Here is a 17,580-nt window from a genome sequence, read left to right as displayed (position 1 = left end):
ACAAGTGACTGGTTTTCAGTCGGGCAATTGGTAAGTGATCTCCACCGAAGTGCCACCGATTTCTCCATCAGGCCGGACGACATCCCGCACGCTAATCCGGATTTGAGAGGAGAAATTTTTGTTAAAAAGCTCTACTCGTTTGTTGGTAATCTGCATCCCAAACGATTTCTTAACCTGTGCTGAGCGGCTATTCATTTCCCGGGCTTTTTCACGCCCGATTCCATTGTCTTCAATCACAAACAAGCAGTAGTCAGGTTCTTCACTGATCCGCACGGAGAGTAATTTTTTCGGTTCATCGCTATGCAGCAGACCGTGCCAGATTGCGTTTTCGGCAAAAGGTTGCAACAGAAGCGGCGGGACCAGAATCCCATCCGTATCCATGTCTGCCGGTACCAGAATTTCGTACCTAAAACTGTCCCCAAACCGCCTCGATTCAATGTCAAGATAAAGCCGCAACGCTTCGAGTTCTTCACTCAAACTGATGGTGTTTTCCCGGGAGTTTTGGAGCACCATGCGCAGGAGTCGGGAAAATTTACCTAGGTAATCGCTCGCCTTTTCGTTTTCATTATTAAGTACAAAGTATCGAATCGTGTTGAGACTGTTAAAAATAAAATGTGGATTCATCTGCGCCCGCAGCGCCTGCATTTCCATTTCGCCCAATTGAAACTCGAATTCAGAACGCAGAAAGGCCTCTTTTTCGGCCTGATAGGCTTCCGACATAGCCATTACTTCCCGGGTACGTTCGCTGAGTTTTTCCTGTAACTCGCGGTTGGAGTTTTCGGTAATTTCCTGATTTACATGCAATTGGTTGATATACGCTCGTTGATTTTTCGTGCGTTCTCGTTCAAGTAGCCGAACATTATACCCGAGGGCAAAAGAAAAACACATGATTTCGCCAATGACGCCAAGCTGAAAATAGTTGATCGGAAAAAGATGCTCTGTAAAAGCCGGGGGAAGTAAAAACAAACTCCCCAACGTAGAAATAACGACGCCGGAAATGAAAAACACGTTACCAATCAGAAAATAGGGCAGGAGCGGGGAACGGTTTTTCTGGATAATCCGGGCGAGCATGACTGCGTTGAAAATCAGCAAAATAACCCGGTCTACCGCAAGCAGCGTTTGTTGAAGTTCGCGTTGCCAGAAAACGGACAACACAACTAACATAAGCAGTCCGTACAGCAGGAGCCACTTCCAGAACCTGCTCAGAAAACGGCTTAGGCCCGGATCGTACATACTCATGTTCAACAGCCCGATACTAAACCGAATGTATAGCGCCGTATACATCATCTGAATGGGCTCATTCAGAATATTAATCAATGCCGGAAAGCCGTAGAACCAATAGCCTATAAAAAACAGGGAATCGGTTTTAAGAGAAAAATAGAGCGCAACTCCACCCAAATAAAGTCCGTAGTAGAGGTACAGCGGGTCGCGGGTGGTGATGTAAAGAAAAACGACAAACAGGAAAATGGCGAGTACCGCCCCAAGAATTAATACGCTGATATAGACTCCATTGAAGGCGTTGGCGTAGTCATTCCAAAATTGATTTTTAACGCCATCGTACGACAGAATCCGAAGATCGGGACTGCCGGAGGGCTGATAGCTATTTTGAATTTTGAGTAAAAAAGAAGCTTGTTGTCCGGGCTTCAAATCAATCGGCAGCAGGCAATTGCTGTATTGATAGGCAACTTTCCAAATGGAAACGTCGGCCCCGATTTTGAAGGTTTGGGTTGTCCGAAATTCATCAAACGACACGTAGCAGGTTACGTTATCGTTGGCTGATGGGGTAAGAATATGGGTTTTTTGTGCCGTTGGTAAATCATTCCGAATGTCAAACCTAACCCAGTACGTGCTGTCGCGTGACAGGCGGACTAAGCCGGGAAAAGCGAAAAAAGCTGCGGGCGAAAGCGTATCGTCTGAGATCGTTTTGGCAGGTGTAACATACCATGCCACCTGTTTTTTGATAGGACTATCCTGCCCCAGGGTTGATACCGTAAGTGTAGCAGAGGGCTGGGCAATGAGTACAGAACTGACAACTACTCCTAAAAAAGCAAGTACGAATGTTTTTAACATATTCAGGGTCTATGATTTGCCAGGAGTTACGCTTTCATCTGGTTACTCGTTCAAAAATCCTGTTGACAAGCTAAATAAAGTAAATTGATAGGTAACTTGGTCAACCTTTCCGGATAAATTTAAATATTTGATCAAAACAGTTGCGGATTTACAACTGCTAAGTTCAAAGCATTGTTCTACCTGAATAAGGCTGGAAAGGTGGATCAATAAATTTTGTGCCAAACATTCTTTTAAATCAAATATTTATCAAAAAAAGACACAATGAACCGTAAACTATTCATTTTTCTGTGCACGCTCGGATTACTTGTATTCACAAAGTCCACCGTTTGGTCTCAAAATACCCGCGTTGCCAAAACCCCGGCAGATCCCCAACGAAATGCGCAATGGAAGCCTGATAAGGGCAAATACTATTTCAGTCATGCGCTGATTTATGAATTTGAGAAAAAAACGGATCAAACGAAGGGCGAATTGTGGGTTTTTATCGATCCTGTCACGGGAACCATGTGTTTTCAGCGTGAAAGTAGTTTTGGCCTGACCGACGAAATGAATGAAGCAATTGTGGCTTTCCCGTCGGGAAAAATGATTGCCTGCGGGCAGGATGAGCACGGAAAAAATGTAAAAACTACATTTATGAATAGTGCTGTAACTCCTCATCCAGACGACATAAAATTTCAAAAAGATAATTTCCGGGAACAATGTAGCCCCACCGGCCGAACCCGAAAAGAGTTTGGCTGGGGAAGTGCCGAATATACCTTGTCTTATATCAAGACAAATGAAAAAACCAACCTGTGGCTGGCCACCGTTCCGTTTAATGTGTATCCATTATATACATTTGATGAATGGGAAGGAGACGCACAATTGCCCGTTGCTCTCAGTTTTAGCTATGTATTAGGACCCCGGCAATTGATTACTGAATTAAATGATCCGTATGTTACATTAAAGCTTGTAGCCTACGAAAGTAACCCTTATTATTTGGATTTATCCAAGTATAAATAATTTAGAATTAATTTTAAAGCTCTGGATTCAACTATTGTAAATGTCCAAATTGCTATAAACATGTTCTTATGTCTTTGGTATTATTTAAAGAAAATATGTGCATATTTATTAAGTTATACACATTCAGGTATTTATAAATATGTAAGAAAAAAACACATAAAGTATTTTGATTTACAAATTTTTGGATTTACATTGTAACCCAAGAGCCCAAAAATCAGATTTAAAAAGGAGAATTAGGGATCAGAAACTTTGTCTTTTAAAGGCCTTGTACTCTGACCTTTAATTTTGGCATGCTCTTTGCGATTCTCTCTAACATTTTGATAGATTTAAAGTAAAGAGTATGAAAGCGGCAAGAATTTCATCTCCAATACTGATTCCATCTTTCCTCTACTTTATCGTATTTTTTTTGGTTGCTTATCAAGGGTTTGGTCAAATATTGGAGTGTGGGAGTTTAGAGCCAACGGAACAAGAAATAAAGCAGAGGGAAGCGGAACTTCGCAGACTTAAACGGAATCAGAGTCAGTTACAAGGTAGCGCTGTTACCTTTGTTCCGATTCGCTTTCATGTGGTTCGTCGAAGCAATGGAACAGGAGGAGCGACCCTGGCACAACTAAACACCACTTTGGCGCATGTTAATACGGCGTATTTGCAGTCGGGGATTCAGTTTTATATGGCTGGCAGCACCCCACATTACATTGACAGTGATGTGTACTACGACTATGACTTTTCCGAGGAAGCTGCCTTAACCGCCGGGAATGACGTCACAAATGCAATTAATTTGTATATGGTAGGTACGCTGAGTTTTCAGTCAGGAAACGTGACCGGCTATGCCTATTATCCTTCGACCCTTGCAAGTAGTAACCGAATCTTTATCAGAACAGATCGTGTAACGGATGGGCGAACCCTTTCTCATGAGCTGGGACACTATTTTAATTTACTTCATACATTTCATAATAATTCCAATCCGGATGTTTCTCTGCGAGAGCTGGTAACCCGTGGATCAGGAGCTAACTGTACCACAGCCGGCGATCTTGTCTGTGATACTCCCGCAGATCCCTACGGATTGATCAATTCTACTACGTCAGGTTGTTCGTACACCGGTACGGTTACAGACGCCAACGGCGATTTGTTTGTACCCTCACTGGTGAATATGATGTCATACTATTTTCTATGTGGCAATCAGTTTACCGATGGGCAATATTCCCGAATGGAAGGAGGGCTTGTTTTGCGTACCGCACCGGCCAATCAGTACACACTCAATTACCCGGCGTTTACCGGAGTTCCTGGTCAGGTGGTGGCTAATCAGACTTCGGCAGGCGTTCAGGTGAATTTTTCCGACCCCGGAGCCGGTGAAGGTGGATTTATCATTGAACGTGCCACAGACCCCAATGGTCCTTACCTTGCAATCGCCGGGCTGGAAGCCAACACCACCTCTTATGTAGACCCATCGGTGATAACCAACACGTTGTATTATTACAGGGTTCGGGCCTCCAATGGCATTCAATACAGTGCCTCCGATACGGCGATGGTCAATCTTTTTTATTGCAAACCAACCTATTCGTCTGCCTGCTCTCCGATGATTATTGCTGATTTTGTACTTAGTCAAAGCGGGACCAACCTGATCAATAATACCAATACAGGTTGTGGAACAAATAGTTACAGCGATTATTCGTCGATTGTAGCAACTGTAAACGCTGGACAGAGCTATTCCTTTACGGCGCGGGCCGTCACCAATGGAAATGGATCATTTTTCCCACAGCATGTTTCCATTTGGGTTGATCTCAATCAAAATGGTGTTTTTGAAGTAAGTGAACGTTTGTATCAGTCGTCGGGCGGAACTACCATGTCGCCTACAATTACAGGCTCAATAACTATTCCGATTACTGCCACCGCCGGTCCGACCCGGATGCGGATTCGTTCTCAATACTACACCTCAGGCTCCGTAACAGAGCCGTGTGGGCAATTATCTTTTGGCGAGGCAGAAGATTATACCCTGCACATACAATCCACGGCGCTCGCTCCAACGATCCAAACGGTTTCTGTAAATGCGGCCTCTGTGTGTCCGGGACAAAGTTTACAGGTGTTTTTTACAACAATCGGTACGTTCAGCTCGGGAAATGCCTATACCGTACAGATTGCAAATGCGTCTGACAATCAATTTGTTTCTGTGCCAACCACTGGCAGCGGTAGTCCTTTAACGGCTCAGTTTCCGGCCAATTTACCCGCCGGAGCTACCTATTTGGTTCGGGTGGTGGCTTCGCTCCCTCAAACAACCGGCAGTACTTCAGCGCAGCAAGTCCTGATTTTGCCCAAAGTGCAGGCTGTACTCAGTGGTGGAGGGGCCGTTGCGGCCGGAGACAGTGCCACGCTCACAATCACACGAACGTCGGGTAATGGTCCATGGCAATTTACGCTTTCAAACTCGGTGACGTATTTTCCGAATAGTCAATCTGAAATTTCAATAAATCTTGCTCCCGCTTCCACCACGACCTATACGCTAAGCAGCGTACAAAATACGGAATGCGGCGTTGGAACCGGCAGCGGCTCGGCCACAATTGTGGTACATCCGATTGTCGCAACGACCTTGCAGATCAAAGTTTTTATGGAAGGGCCTTACCGCACAAATACCGGACAAATGATAACAGTTTTGAACCAACGGGGCCTGTTGCCCGGGCAGACGCCGGTCAATACGGAGGTGGCACCAACGCCTGCGGGTCAGCCGTATGGTGGTAGTCCGTGGAGTTATTCAGGAAGCGAGGCGGTAAGCAATTATCAATCCAACATTGTTGATTGGGTTTTACTATCCTTACGTGAAAATTCTCCTTCGGTGGATGAAACGGTTTACAGAACTGCCGCTTTGGTCCGTACGAATGGAGAGGTAGTACTTGTTGGGCCTCCTCCTGAGCTGTCGGCGGTAAAGAGCTATTATGTTGTGATTGAACACCGTAATCATCTGGGCGTGCTGTCCCATCAGTCGGTGACGGTTCAGAACAATGTGTTGAGTTACGATTTTACAACCCAAAACTCATATACTGCCACGGTACCTGTTTCGATTGGCCAAAAGCAAATTGGTACAATATTTGCGATGCATTCTGCTGATGGAAATAAGACCTTGCCCAATCAAAATTTTGTGATTAACGTAAATGATTATAACCTTTGGACAGCTTCCAACGGGCAATTTGATCTTTATTCACCCGCTGACTTCAATATGGATGCCCAAATATCGGCTTCGGACAAAATTCAGTGGAATGCCAACAACAGTAAGTTTTCTATGATTGGCAGACAATGAAATAATTGAAAAGTTAAAAAAGTAGGATAATGCTAAAAAGTTTACAGCGCCCAACATCAATACTTACCATCCTTTGGTTTGTATTTTTCTATGCATCTGCCATTCTTGTCTCCCATGCACAAACCGGTCGGTATGATTTGCGTTTCGTGCAGGAGTCCTATGACTGTGTGGCACGAAAGGTAGTTTTCAGTGCTCAGATTCGGGCGGCACATCCCGACAGTACCTTTATTATGGGTTCATCGAGTTTGCCTTTCACATTTCCGGCAGGCGTGCTGTCCACTCCTGTGTTGTCGTCCATTCAGAACTTTTCGGGCGGGCGCTACACCACGCTGACTATGACGCAACAGAGTTCTGTTCTGACCCTCAATATTGTGTATCAGGGCATGGCGCCATTTGAAGATCCTGATAATGTTCTTACGGATTGGAAGTCTATTGCTCAAATTACCTTTGATGTTCCATCCGGTTCTGATGGCTGTTATTCTTTGGTTTGGAATGATGAAAATGCCTTCCCAAGTGCGGATGTGAATGAAGTGGTTATCAGTGGTGGAAGTGCCAATGAAGGTTTAGCACAATCGGGCACCTTTGAGGTAAATACGGCCTGTGCATTTGCTGCCGGTTTACCCGTGGCATCTATCATGGGTGATACCTCCATTTTTCTGGGTGAACAGGCTGTGCTGAAAGTTAATTTTACCGGAGAGCTGCCCCAAACGATTTCTGTGGATGGTATTTCATATAGTAACCTTTCGCAAAGCCCGGTCATGATTAATGTTTTTCCGGATCAGACTACCACCTATACTATTGACTCCGTGAGTAATGCCTGCGGGAAAGGAACCGTTTCCGGCAGCGCTACTGTAACAATTCTGAGTCCCGGCATCACGACCCAAAATCTGACTAATCCAACTGTTTGTCCGGGTGTGGCTACGAGTGTTGGATTTACTTCCACCACAGCTTTTGCCGCCGGTAATATCTTTACAGTTCAGCTCTCAGATGCATCGGGATCCAACTTTGTCAACATCCCCACGACCGGCACCACAAGCCCTTTAACCGCCACGATTCCGGCTAATACGCCTGCCGGAAGCGGCTACCGGGTACGGGTAGTAGCCTCCAATCCCGCAACGATTGGCGATCCTTCCGGACCTTTCTCGGTGAGTGCGGCTCCAACAGCGACCTTGTCGGGCACCACCACGATCAATGCCGGCGGTACGGCAAATTTGAGCGTAGCATTAACGGGTCAGGCACCCTGGAATGTAGTACTGTCAAACACGGTTAACTATACAAGCAACGTGAGCCCACTGCTAATTCCGGTTACTCCCGCAGCAACAACGACTTACAGCCTTGTCTCGGTTTCTGACAACTGTACTGCCGGTACGGTATCGGGAAGTGCCACGGTGACGGTGCTCCCCATTGGTGTTCCCTGCAATACCTTGTGCGTGCCCGTGTCGATCGTCATCATTAAATAAATCTGAATATTCCAGCGTAATTCTTTCGAAGAAAAGAAAATAAAAAATCGTTTGTGTAGCTACCCTTGGGCAGGCTGCACAAACGATTTTTCTTTGGAAGAATCGCAAATTCAAAGCGTTTCTCAGGCTTCTCCGGCCCGTTCCGCCAATACTTCCGAGAGCGGCCGTAAATTGGCCGGAATGGCTTCTTCGGTTTGCTCAGCCTCATAAGGAAATACATCCAAAATTGGTGTAAGATTTATATCCGTGGTTTCGTAGGGAACGAGCATCGTTCGCATGCTTTCGGTCAGACGTTCGAGAGCCTGCGCCAAATCCTCGGCATTGACGAGCATATAGTTAACCACTTTTTTTTCCTTCCCACTTTTTTCGTCGAGCGAATAATATACAACCTTAGCCTTGAACCATTTATCTCCATCCTCATAGGCCAGCAAATCTGCCAGTCGCATGCGACTAATGGCCGTTACGCTAAATTCTGTGACGCCCGTCACGATCTGCTTGTAAAGCCTCGCCTCTGCTTCGGTATACGTCAGCGCATCTACGAGATAGGCTTCATTGGTTGTTTTGAGTTTTCCGGTTTCATCTTCTTTTTGGTAACGTATTTTACCTAAATACCAGCTTGCCATGAAATAAAATTTACTAGTTATGTTTACTAAAAAATAGAGGCAACCGGGAGCCGTCAGCGCCGCAGTTGCCTCTGCAATGATACGTACTTTTTTAGTTTTGAGCTCTACCCACGACTTTCAAAGGAGCCGAAACTTTCAACTTGTACGCGTTTTCTTTACCTTCTTTCCTCGGTTTTCGGCCCACTCTTCGGCCTTCGCCGTGGCAATCGCAATGGCTTTCCCTTCGTCGTAGCCCTCATTGAGCAGCGCATTGGCAATCTCAATAGCCTTGACTCGCACAGGAGCCATAAAGTTTTTCAGCGATGGCGGATAGTTTTGTTTGGTCCAGGGCATAGTCCAGATATGTTTGGTTCAATTTTTCCTATGCTAAATTTTCGTACCAGACCAGCGTGGGCCCGGTTTTTGACGTGATAAAAATTGCCTTATTACGTGTAATGTGAAATCAAAGTTGGCGTTTTAATACCTGTTCAGTAAGTTGCATCCCAAATTATACATTTTACTCCCCATGAGAAGTAGTATCACCATCTTCGGATTGTTAGCCGTTGCTTTTGTATTTAGCCAATGTACCGTCAGCAAGCAGATTAAAGAGGCCAAAGCTTTTGGCGATTGCAAGTATGCCATCACCTCCATCGACAGCATCTACCTCGCCGGAACGGACGTTCGGGAGCTGCGTAACATCAAGAGTATCAAGGATTTTGACCCTACGAAGTATCCGGCCCTTGGCCTTGCCCTGATGCGCAAAAAGGTGCCTTTGGATTTGCGGGTTAATCTTGATATCAATAACCCAACGAAACAATTGGCTGCCATTAATCAATTGGAATACATTGTGTTACTTTCCAATAGAGAAATCTTCAAAGGAATTTTAAATCGCCGGATTGAGGTATATCCCGGCACCGGCAGCACCAAAGTACCCGTTCAGCTGAGCACAAATGCGTATGATTTGCTCATGAATGACGAAACCCGCGACAGTTTTATCACGATGGTACAATCGCTGTCAGGAAAATCTGATACGGCTCCTTCGCGCCTGACCGTTAAAATTAAGCCAACGCTTGCCGTTGGTGATCGTCAGGTAAATTATCCCGGCTATATTACGTTTGAGCAGGAAATCACCAGTAATATGATTTTGGGACGGTAGAGTCAAATCTATTATTTGGTTCCTGACTGAAAAATTTTCAACAAAAAATCGGAGGCAAGCCTATCACGGGTTTGCCTCCGATTTTTTTGTGAGCATCCATCTACTTTTTGTCTTCCCGAAGTTTTCCGGTGTAGATTTCTTTAAATCTTTCAAAGCGGGGAATCGACACACTTTGGACGTACGGATTGCCCGGATTATGCTCAATATAATCCTGATGATAACCCTCGGCCCTGTAAAAAGCCTTCAACGGACTAATTTCCGTGACAATCTTGCCGTCAAAACGCTCGGTGTTCATTTGTTGCGTGATGGATTCGGCACTCTGTTTCTCTTCCTCCGAATTATAAAATAAAATAGAACGGTACGAAGAACCCCGGTCCGGTCCCTGCCGATTAAGGGTAGTCGGGTCGTGCGAAAGGTAAAATACCCGCACCAATTCTTCGTAGTTTATCTGAGTAGGGTCGTAGTAAATAAGCACGGTTTCAGCGTGTCCGGTGGTTTCGGTGTTGACCAATTCGTAGGTTGGATTAGGAACCGTGCCACCCGCATAGCCCGAAACGACCGAATCAACCCCGGGCAGGGCTTCAAATATTTCCTCTGTACACCAAAAGCAACCGGCAGCAAAAGCCGCCACCGCCCGGTTTTGGGGAGCTGCCAACGGTACAATTCGTACGTCAGCGGTATCTTGTTTTTGATGGGTGCCATTGGTACAGGCCACAGCTCCCAACGCAAGGCTCAGGCAGATGAAGGGTAGCGATTTCAATCGATTCATGGTATTTGCTTTTGAAGTAATTTCCTGCCTCAACACATGTATCAGCGGGTTTTGTTTTAACGTTAAAGCAGCGGTATGTGTTTCAGTGGGGGAGGTATTTGGGGAGTAGTGGGCAATTAATTGAATAGTAAAGTCTAATTGATATATTGCTACGATCGTAAAGGATTAATTTTTAAGAAATTAATGTCTATCTAAAAGTAAAATGAATAGTCCCACATCGCCTTACATTATTCAAATTATTCACTTCGGTAATATAACATTCATTGGTTAACCAAGCAGGTTTCCATACATGCGTGGGACTTTTCAAGTCGTTGCCCCAGTATAGCGGTCCATATTTGAATGCAGAAAGTGGCAACATTCCTTTATTGCTTTCCGCTAAAAGTTGATCTATTTCTGAAATAGTTAGGATAAAGTCATTAACACCGCTAAGCTTCATTTCTTTGATCTTTTGCTGTAAAGGGTAGTATTTGTGTTTAGGAAGTAAGGGATCCATTGATCAGATTAATTTATTGATTTGCTTACAATATTTTTGGGATTCTATCGGATTGGACCACAAAAAAAGGAGCCGCAATTTTCATCGCAACTCCTTGATAATCAGTACCGGGGACGGGAATCGAACCCGTACGAGCGTTTCGGCTCACAGGATTTTAAGTCCTGCGTGTCTACCAGTTCCACCACCCCGGCCCGAGCTGCAAACCTTTCGGCCTGCTGTCCGTATAACAAGAAAAGCACCTGAGAAGGTGCTTAGCCTGTTTGAGCAGAAGACGAGGTTCGAACTCGCGACCTCAACCTTGGCAAGGTTGCGCTCTACCAGCTGAGCTACTTCTGCGTTGACCTTTTTGATATTTGGTGATGCAAATGTAGAGGCTTCAGCGATTGCACGCAAGTGTTATCCGGAAAAATTTTCAGTAAAAAAGTTAATGAAAAAATAAATAATTGGTAATCAGAGGGTGTAGAAGCATAATATCCCGAAAAAAATATTGAGTCCAAGGCTTGCCAGTACGTTCATACGCATGGTATGCCGGAAATTTGCCTCTTTTAAATCTTTTTTGACCATCCACCACCAGGCCGCAAAGTAGCCAAGCACAGGGCCCATGCAAACGGTAAGGATATAAAGCATGGTTGAATTTCCAAAATTCAGGAAATAGTAAAGAAACCCGGCGAAGGAAAGTGTAAAAAATACGGCGGCATTCAGGAACGTGCCGTGGATGCCTACCAGGCGGCTGTACGTAAGATCTCCGCGTTGAGCGTCCTCTTCGTGTTGGTACACTTGGGTTAAGGGGTACACCGCCCAAAGATTCGACGTGGTAATGAGCGCCGGCAGCAGATATTTTACATTGAGCAGGTCAGAGAGGTCGAGCCCGCTGACGACCTGAATCGTGGCAAGGTAGGTAAAAGCCCCCTGAAATAAACCGACCACGAGCCAGCTAAGCACAGGGTATTTTTTGAGACGAATGGCCGGATGACTATACGCTTTGGATATGAAGCCATACAGAAGCAAATAACCTACAAACACCGGGCCGAGGTCGGCCAGCAGAGCCAGCACAACAGCCGCACTATCCAATGCCCAGGCGGTGAGAAGTAGCTCAAAACGCACCGGCGGGGGCTTTTCGAGCAGTCCGATGCTTCCTTCATCTTTGTCGTAGTAGCTATTGTAGGCATTGCTTGCCGGGTACAGAAACAGGTGAATGAGCCAAAAGGCCCACCACGCATTTGTTTCCAGAAGGGGTTCTGCCTGACTGATGGCAAACAGGAAGACGGGTAACAAAAAAACCGAAAATGGAATCCGAAGGTGTAAAAGAACGCTTTTCATACGCTATTGGCACAGAAATTTATACCTTGTTAAAGAAAAACTAACCCTAAAACAGGGAAGGTAAGAGAATGTTGGAAAACGGATCAGAACATGTTGTGCAAAAAGTCGTTTACCAGTCATATTCCCCTACGTGAATGTAGCTACTTTCTTCTAAATTTTAATTGAGTGTCAAATCCCATACCCGCATCCGCATACCTGACGGCCTTTGGTACGGCTGTACCGCCTCACCGCTTTGACCAAAGTCGGATCGCCGATTTTATGGCGGCCGCAATGGACTTAAATCCTGTGGAAGAGCGACGTCTACGTGCGTTGTATCGCAGCACGCGCATTCGGCAGCGCTACTCGGTTTTGCCGGATTATGGGCTGGAACCCGGTGAATTTACGTTTTATCCCAATACACCCACACTCGAACCTTTTCCTACCGTGCAAAAACGGATGGTAGCGTACCGCGAATATGCTGTGGGTTTGGCCGAAACGGCTCTGCGCGAGTGCCTGCAAAGCCGCAATATGCAACCCGGCGAAATCAGCCATCTGATTACGGTTAGCTGCACCGGCATGTACGCACCGGGGCCGGATATTGAGCTGATTGAACGTTTGGGCTTAAAGAGTTCGGTTCATCGGATTGCCGTAAATTTTATGGGCTGTTACGGAGCTTTCAATGGATTGAAAACCGCCGCAGCGCTGGTGAAAGCCGATCCTGCGGCAAAAGTGCTGATGGTCTGTGTGGAACTTTGTACCCTGCATTTTCAGAAAAAAAAGGAAGAAGATCATCTGTTGGCCAATGCCCTTTTTGCCGACGGTGCCGCGGGTATTCTGATAGAAGGTAGCCTGGAATCAGGGGCGTCAGCATTGGAAATAATGGACTTTGCCTGCGAAGTACTGCCCGAAGGACGCGAAGATATGGCGTGGCATATTCATGATTTTGGGTTTGAAATGAAACTGACCTCCCGCGTTCCTGATGTTCTTAAAACGGGTTTACCGGCGGTTTTGCAGCGCATTACACAGGCGCAAGGCATCAAGCCGGAAGATATAAGTCTGTACGCGATTCATCCCGGCGGGCGACGAATTCTGGAAGTTGTTGAGCAGGTTCTGGATCTGACGCATGAAGACAATGCCGCTGCCTATGCGATTTTGCAGGAGTACGGCAACATGTCGTCAGGAACTATCCTATTTGTTCTAAAAAAACTGTGGGAGCTAAACAGCCGGTCGGGCGGTTCATGGATTTTTGCGAGTGCTTTTGGCCCCGGCCTGACCGCCGAAACCGCACTTTTGAAAATAGTATAGACAAACGAAACGTATATTAAACGAACCATTATTTTTCTACTTTTGATCGGAGTTAGCACCCGCATGTACGGGACTCCGATCCGTTTCGTTTAGAAAAGCATGAATAAAATCCTGAAAGCGTACCTCAAACGCCTGACCAATCTTAGCAGTCGAAACAAATCTCTGCTGCTCAGTAGTTTACCTGCCGAGCAATTCCTCGATTTACACGAAACCGATTTCCTTTTATCTAAATCTTCTTTTGAAGTAATCACCCAGCTCATTCAGCGAAAGAGCCGGATTCCGCTCTGCGATATGCAGGATCCTCGTTACGATCGGGTGAACGAACTGAGCCGAAAGTTGCGAAAAATTGCCCGAACGGAACAATTCATCGAAGAAGAACGCGGCGCGCGCGATTTGTACGTAGGCTATCCGTTTGTTCGCGGAAAGTTTTCAGATGGTTCGGTCGTTCATGCGCCGCTCTTGTTTTTTCCGGTAACGCTCCGCCTTGACCGCGAACAGTGGTGCCTTTTCGGGCGCGATGATGCCGAAATCTCCCTCAACCGCAGCTTTGCTTTGGCCTATGCGCACTTCAATGAGGTGAAAGTACCCGATGAAATTCTCGAAAAATCGTTTGAAGATTTTCCCCGCGATCCGCTGGAATTCCGAACGGCACTTTACGAGTGGCTGAAAGAAACGCCATTTAGAATCAATTTTAACCAAAAACTTTTTGAAGATACTTTACTGCCTTTTGATAAAGTAAAGAGCAGTGATTTGCAACTGTTGGAGAAGAATGGTGAATTGAAATTATACCCCGAATTGATCCTCGGGATTTTTCCACAGGCTGGCTCATATCTCGTGCCCGATTATCACCACCTCTTGCGGGAGGCGGAGCAGGGCGTTTTGAAAATGCCTTTGTTTTTAGTTGAAAATGAACAGGTTGTAGATGCAGTGGAAGCTTCGGAAGTAAATCCAGAGGCTGAACCACTTCCACAAAATACGCTGAAAGAAGAGCACATTCTGACACCGCTACCCGCTGATGTTTCGCAGGAGCAAGTCATCCGGTTAGTTAGACAGGGACAATCGGTAGTAGTGCAGGGGCCGCCGGGTACGGGAAAATCTCAGCTCATTTGTAACTTAATGGCCGATTTTGCTGCACATGGGAAACGGGTATTGCTTGTGTGTCAGAAACGAGCCGCTCTGGATGTCGTACATCACCGGCTTCATGAACTGGGTATGGCGCCCTTTGTGGCCTTGATTCACGATTTCAAAAATGACCGCTCCGGTCTTTTTCGTCAATTAGCTGCTCATATCGAGAAAGTTGACGAATATCGAAAAGAAAATTACAGCCTGGATGCCGTGTTTCTGGATCGGGAATTTACCAGAGAAAGCCGGTTGATTGATCAGGTTGTGCACGAACTTGAACTATTTCGTGCGGCTTTATTTGATGAATCTGAATGCGGAATTTCGGTGAAAGAACTCTACTTGTCAAGTGACCCTACGGAACCTGATTGTAATCTCCGTCCTTATTACCGCTCGTTTCCCTTTTCGTCTTTGGATGGTTTTCGCCGAAACTTACGCAGCTATTGTACCTACGCTTACCGCCTGGGGCCGGAGCACAGCTGGCTTCAGCGGCTGTCGTTTGCCAACTATCACCTGCCCGATTTGCAGCGCATGGAAACCGAACTGCGGCAATTTTTTCCGTTTTTTCAGGAACAGATTCGTCAGTTTGGCGCGTGGACATCGGTCGCTTTCCATCCTGATTTTATTCAAAATATACCGGAATGCACGGAGAGAATCGAAGATGTACTTTCGGATATTGCTGATTTTGAAACATTTACGTTATTTCAAAATTTTTTACAGGACGAGCCGCAGGCCCCGGCCCGACTGGCGTTTGCCCGGCAGGTGGTGCAAAGTATCGAGGGCTGGATTGCCGATGGAAGTGCCATAGAGGAAAGTTTGCCGGCCAACGAACTGCCTGTTTTTCGGGCACAGCTAGCCAAAGCAATAGAGGCAAACGCCTCAGCAGTAAGCGGTACGTTTTGGAAATGGTTTGGAAAAGAGAAAGCTACCGTGACGCGGGTGGCAAATGCCAATGGATTGGGGACAACTCCTGAGGAACTTCATCAATTGAATATCCGGCTTAAAAACCGCATGGAGCTCGAACAATGGCTTCAAAATCAGTTGTTGCGGGCTACACGTCCTGCTCATACGAACACACTTTCGGAGTATCAAGGCTACCTGAAAAAAGTGGAGCGGGCGGCAGATGCCGTCCTACGACTACGCCTCAAACCCTGGCAAAGCATTCTGACAAACATTAGTCTGGAAAATACTGATTTTGGGAAATTCACCAACACGTTTCAGGAAATTTACCAATGGCTCCTGGCCTGGCAGCAAAAACGGGAAAAGCAGCTATCTTTTTTAGCAACACCGCAATGGGATTCTTTGCTGGAAGAACCCCTGGAATTTTCTGAAAAACTACGGCATGAACTGACGCAGGATTTTGATTCTCTGGTAGAAATGGACAAAATTACGCTCCAATTTTCGTCCGTTGAGCAAAGCGTCGTGGCGCTGTTGATGGAACACGCTGCGGGAGAAACCGCACAGACCGAAAACCTGCTGCAACTGTTTGAAAACAGCCTTCGCCTGGCCTGGATCGAACACATCGAAGCCAAACACCCCCTGCTGCGGGCCGTTTCGTCGCTAAAAATGGAACATTGGGAGGAGCAGTTGCAGGCAGGCATTGGCCGTAAACAAACCCTCAGTCGGGATACAACACTCATGCAACTGCGGGAAGCTACCTATCAGGGATTGGAAAATAACCGGTTGGGAAACCGCACGACTTACCGTGAATTGTACCATCAGGTAACCAAGAAAAGGAAACTGTGGCCCATTCGAAAAGTGCTCGAAGGCTTTTCGGATGAAGTGTTTCGATTGATTCCCTGTTGGATGGCTTCACCGGAGGCGGTCTCGACGCTCTTTCCGATGCAAAGCAATCTGTTTGACCTCGTGATTTTTGATGAAGCATCGCAGTGCTATGCTGAATACGGTTTGCCTGCCGTATATCGGGGACGGCAACTTGTGGTTACGGGCGATAGCAAGCAGCTTCCGCCGGGAGATTTATACAAGGTTCGTTTTGAAGAAAATCAGGCGGAGGACGAAAATCCGGTGGCGTTAGAAATTGATTCTTTGCTGGATTTGGCGGCCCAATCGCTCGTACAGCAGCAACTGACCGGGCACTACCGTAGTAGTTCGCTGGATTTGATTGATTTTTCAAATCGACATTTTTATAAAAATACGCTCCGGCTTTTGCCCGATTTTCACCAGATCAACGATGCCGAACCGGGCATTCACTACCTGCACGTGGAGGGCGTTTGGGAGAAAAATACCAACCTGGCCGAAGCCCGGCAGATTGTGACGCTCCTCACGGAACTATCGGGGCAGGCGCTGAGCGTGGGTGTCGTGACGTTCAATTTCCATCAGCAGCAACTGATTCAGGATATTCTCGACCAGGAAAATGTGCAGGCACCGGAGCTTTTTGTCAAAAATATTGAAAATGTACAGGGCGACGAGCGCGACGTAATTATCTTTTCGTTGGGCTACGCGCCAGATCCCAACGGTCGGCTTGTGATGCAGTTTGGTTCGCTAAACACGCAGGGGGGCGAAAACCGGCTGAATGTGGCGATCACCCGGGCGCGCCGAAAAGTGTACGTAGTCACAAGTTTGTGGCCCGAGCAACTGCAAACGGACCAAACCGCCAACGAAGGGCCAAAGCTTCTGAAAGCCTATCTTTCCTACGCCCGGGAAGTGTCCGAAGGACGCTACCGTCCGCAGCCTGCTCCAATGGGAAATTACCGCAGCAAGGCATTGCTCAAAGACCTGATATCGGTGCGGCAGCCGGAGTATCAGCCGGAGTTACCCTTTGCCGACCTTACCCGGCAATCAGCTGATGGACGCTACGAAGCTCTGCTGCTTACAGACGATGATTTGTACTACGGCAGCACGTCTGCCAAAGAGCCGCATGCCTATTTGCCGCTTATTTTGAAGAAAAAAAACTGGCCGTTTTTGCGCCTATACAGCCGCGAGTTTTGGCGAAATGCCAACAAAAAGGACCTGTAAGGATTTTTTACAGAATTAGCCTCAGCGAGGCGATCTGTTTGTAGAA

12 protein-coding genes and 2 tRNA genes are annotated in these 17,580 nt (G+C 46.5%); 6 read left to right on the top strand and 8 right to left on the bottom strand.

Translation table 11 applies throughout. The annotated features are described in order from the left end of the window. Positions 1–15: 15 nt before the first annotated feature. The gene (locus tag EZE20_RS22865; protein ID WP_132122156.1) at positions 16–2,070 is read right to left on the bottom strand and encodes a histidine kinase; all 2,055 of its coding nucleotides are present in this window, start codon (positions 2,068–2,070) and stop codon (positions 16–18) included. A gap of 261 nt (positions 2,071–2,331) precedes the next feature. Between EZE20_RS22865 and EZE20_RS22860 the strand changes: the two genes are divergently transcribed. From EZE20_RS22860 to EZE20_RS22850, 3 genes are all read left to right on the top strand, one after another. Then, entirely contained in the window at positions 2,332–3,066 is a 735-nt protein-coding gene (locus tag EZE20_RS22860; protein ID WP_132122154.1) for a hypothetical protein, read from the top strand. A 340-nt stretch (positions 3,067–3,406) separates the two neighbouring features. Beyond that, entirely contained in the window at positions 3,407–6,355 is a 2,949-nt protein-coding gene (locus tag EZE20_RS22855; RefSeq protein WP_132122152.1) for a GEVED domain-containing protein, read from the top strand. Between the two features lie 29 nt (positions 6,356–6,384). Then, the gene (locus EZE20_RS22850) at positions 6,385–7,815 is read left to right on the top strand and encodes a hypothetical protein (RefSeq protein WP_132122150.1); all 1,431 of its coding nucleotides are present in this window, start codon (positions 6,385–6,387) and stop codon (positions 7,813–7,815) included. A gap of 122 nt (positions 7,816–7,937) precedes the next feature. Here EZE20_RS22850 and EZE20_RS22845 read toward each other — a convergent pair whose 3' ends face one another. Continuing rightward, on the bottom strand, positions 7,938–8,438 hold the full coding sequence (locus EZE20_RS22845) for a DUF4494 domain-containing protein (protein WP_132122148.1): 501 nt from the start codon (positions 8,436–8,438) through the stop codon (positions 7,938–7,940). 135 nt (positions 8,439–8,573) lie between these two features. Next, entirely contained in the window at positions 8,574–8,771 is a 198-nt protein-coding gene (locus tag EZE20_RS22840) for a DUF2188 domain-containing protein (protein ID WP_132122146.1), read from the bottom strand. 172 nt (positions 8,772–8,943) lie between these two features. Here EZE20_RS22840 and EZE20_RS22835 point away from each other — a divergent pair, with 172 nt between their 5' ends. Further along, positions 8,944–9,573, top strand: coding sequence for a hypothetical protein (locus EZE20_RS22835; protein ID WP_132122144.1), 630 nt, complete (start codon positions 8,944–8,946; stop codon positions 9,571–9,573). A 100-nt stretch (positions 9,574–9,673) separates the two neighbouring features. Here the strand turns inward: EZE20_RS22835 and msrA are convergent, their stop codons facing one another. From msrA to EZE20_RS22810, 5 genes are all read right to left on the bottom strand, one after another. Next, the gene (msrA, locus tag EZE20_RS22830; protein ID WP_132122142.1) at positions 9,674–10,342 is read right to left on the bottom strand and encodes a peptide-methionine (S)-S-oxide reductase MsrA; all 669 of its coding nucleotides are present in this window, start codon (positions 10,340–10,342) and stop codon (positions 9,674–9,676) included. Between the two features lie 187 nt (positions 10,343–10,529). Further along, positions 10,530–10,835: a hypothetical protein gene (locus tag EZE20_RS22825; protein ID WP_132122140.1), complete on the bottom strand. Its 306-nt coding sequence runs from the start codon at positions 10,833–10,835 to the stop codon at positions 10,530–10,532. Between the two features lie 105 nt (positions 10,836–10,940). Beyond that, positions 10,941–11,026: transfer RNA gene (locus tag EZE20_RS22820), tRNA-Leu, on the bottom strand. A gap of 72 nt (positions 11,027–11,098) precedes the next feature. Beyond that, a tRNA-Gly gene (locus EZE20_RS22815) sits at positions 11,099–11,171 on the bottom strand. A gap of 114 nt (positions 11,172–11,285) precedes the next feature. Next, a complete protein-coding gene (locus EZE20_RS22810; RefSeq protein ID WP_132122138.1) occupies positions 11,286–12,155 on the bottom strand; it encodes a UbiA family prenyltransferase in 870 nt (289 codons plus the stop codon). Positions 12,156–12,320: 165 nt separating this feature from the next. On the opposite strand from EZE20_RS22810, the gene EZE20_RS22805 reads away from it, so the two are divergent. Both EZE20_RS22805 and EZE20_RS22800 read left to right on the top strand, forming a co-directional pair. After that, the gene (locus EZE20_RS22805) at positions 12,321–13,439 is read left to right on the top strand and encodes a type III polyketide synthase (protein WP_228713976.1); all 1,119 of its coding nucleotides are present in this window, start codon (positions 12,321–12,323) and stop codon (positions 13,437–13,439) included. Positions 13,440–13,538: 99 nt separating this feature from the next. Next, positions 13,539–17,534, top strand: coding sequence for an AAA domain-containing protein (locus EZE20_RS22800; RefSeq protein WP_132122136.1), 3,996 nt, complete (start codon positions 13,539–13,541; stop codon positions 17,532–17,534). Positions 17,535–17,580: the final 46 nt, after the last annotated feature.

The sequence above is a fragment of the Arundinibacter roseus genome (assembly GCF_004348825.1).
In the GTDB taxonomy this organism is placed as follows: domain Bacteria; phylum Bacteroidota; class Bacteroidia; order Cytophagales; family Spirosomataceae; genus Arundinibacter; species Arundinibacter roseus.
The sequence above is the reverse complement of the archived record's forward strand: the minus strand, read 5'-3'. Positions and strand labels throughout refer to the sequence as shown.

What these genes read in the sequence shown, in the direction of transcription:
- EZE20_RS22825 (WP_132122140.1), bottom strand. Translation starts at nt 10,835, where the DNA reads ATGGATCCCTTACTTCCTAAACACAAATACTACCCTTTACAGCAAAAG.
- EZE20_RS22835 (WP_132122144.1), top strand. Translation starts at nt 8,944, where the DNA reads ATGAGAAGTAGTATCACCATCTTCGGATTGTTAGCCGTTGCTTTTGTA.
- EZE20_RS22850 (WP_132122150.1), top strand. Translation starts at nt 6,385, where the DNA reads ATGCTAAAAAGTTTACAGCGCCCAACATCAATACTTACCATCCTTTGG.
- EZE20_RS22860 (WP_132122154.1), top strand. Translation starts at nt 2,332, where the DNA reads ATGAACCGTAAACTATTCATTTTTCTGTGCACGCTCGGATTACTTGTA.
- EZE20_RS22865 (WP_132122156.1), bottom strand. Translation starts at nt 2,070, where the DNA reads ATGTTAAAAACATTCGTACTTGCTTTTTTAGGAGTAGTTGTCAGTTCT.
- EZE20_RS22845 (WP_132122148.1), bottom strand. Translation starts at nt 8,438, where the DNA reads ATGGCAAGCTGGTATTTAGGTAAAATACGTTACCAAAAAGAAGATGAA.
- EZE20_RS22840 (WP_132122146.1), bottom strand. Translation starts at nt 8,771, where the DNA reads ATGCCCTGGACCAAACAAAACTATCCGCCATCGCTGAAAAACTTTATG.
- EZE20_RS22800 (WP_132122136.1), top strand. Translation starts at nt 13,539, where the DNA reads ATGAATAAAATCCTGAAAGCGTACCTCAAACGCCTGACCAATCTTAGC.
- msrA (WP_132122142.1), bottom strand. Translation starts at nt 10,342, where the DNA reads ATGAATCGATTGAAATCGCTACCCTTCATCTGCCTGAGCCTTGCGTTG.
- EZE20_RS22810 (WP_132122138.1), bottom strand. Translation starts at nt 12,155, where the DNA reads ATGAAAAGCGTTCTTTTACACCTTCGGATTCCATTTTCGGTTTTTTTG.
- EZE20_RS22855 (WP_132122152.1), top strand. Translation starts at nt 3,407, where the DNA reads ATGAAAGCGGCAAGAATTTCATCTCCAATACTGATTCCATCTTTCCTC.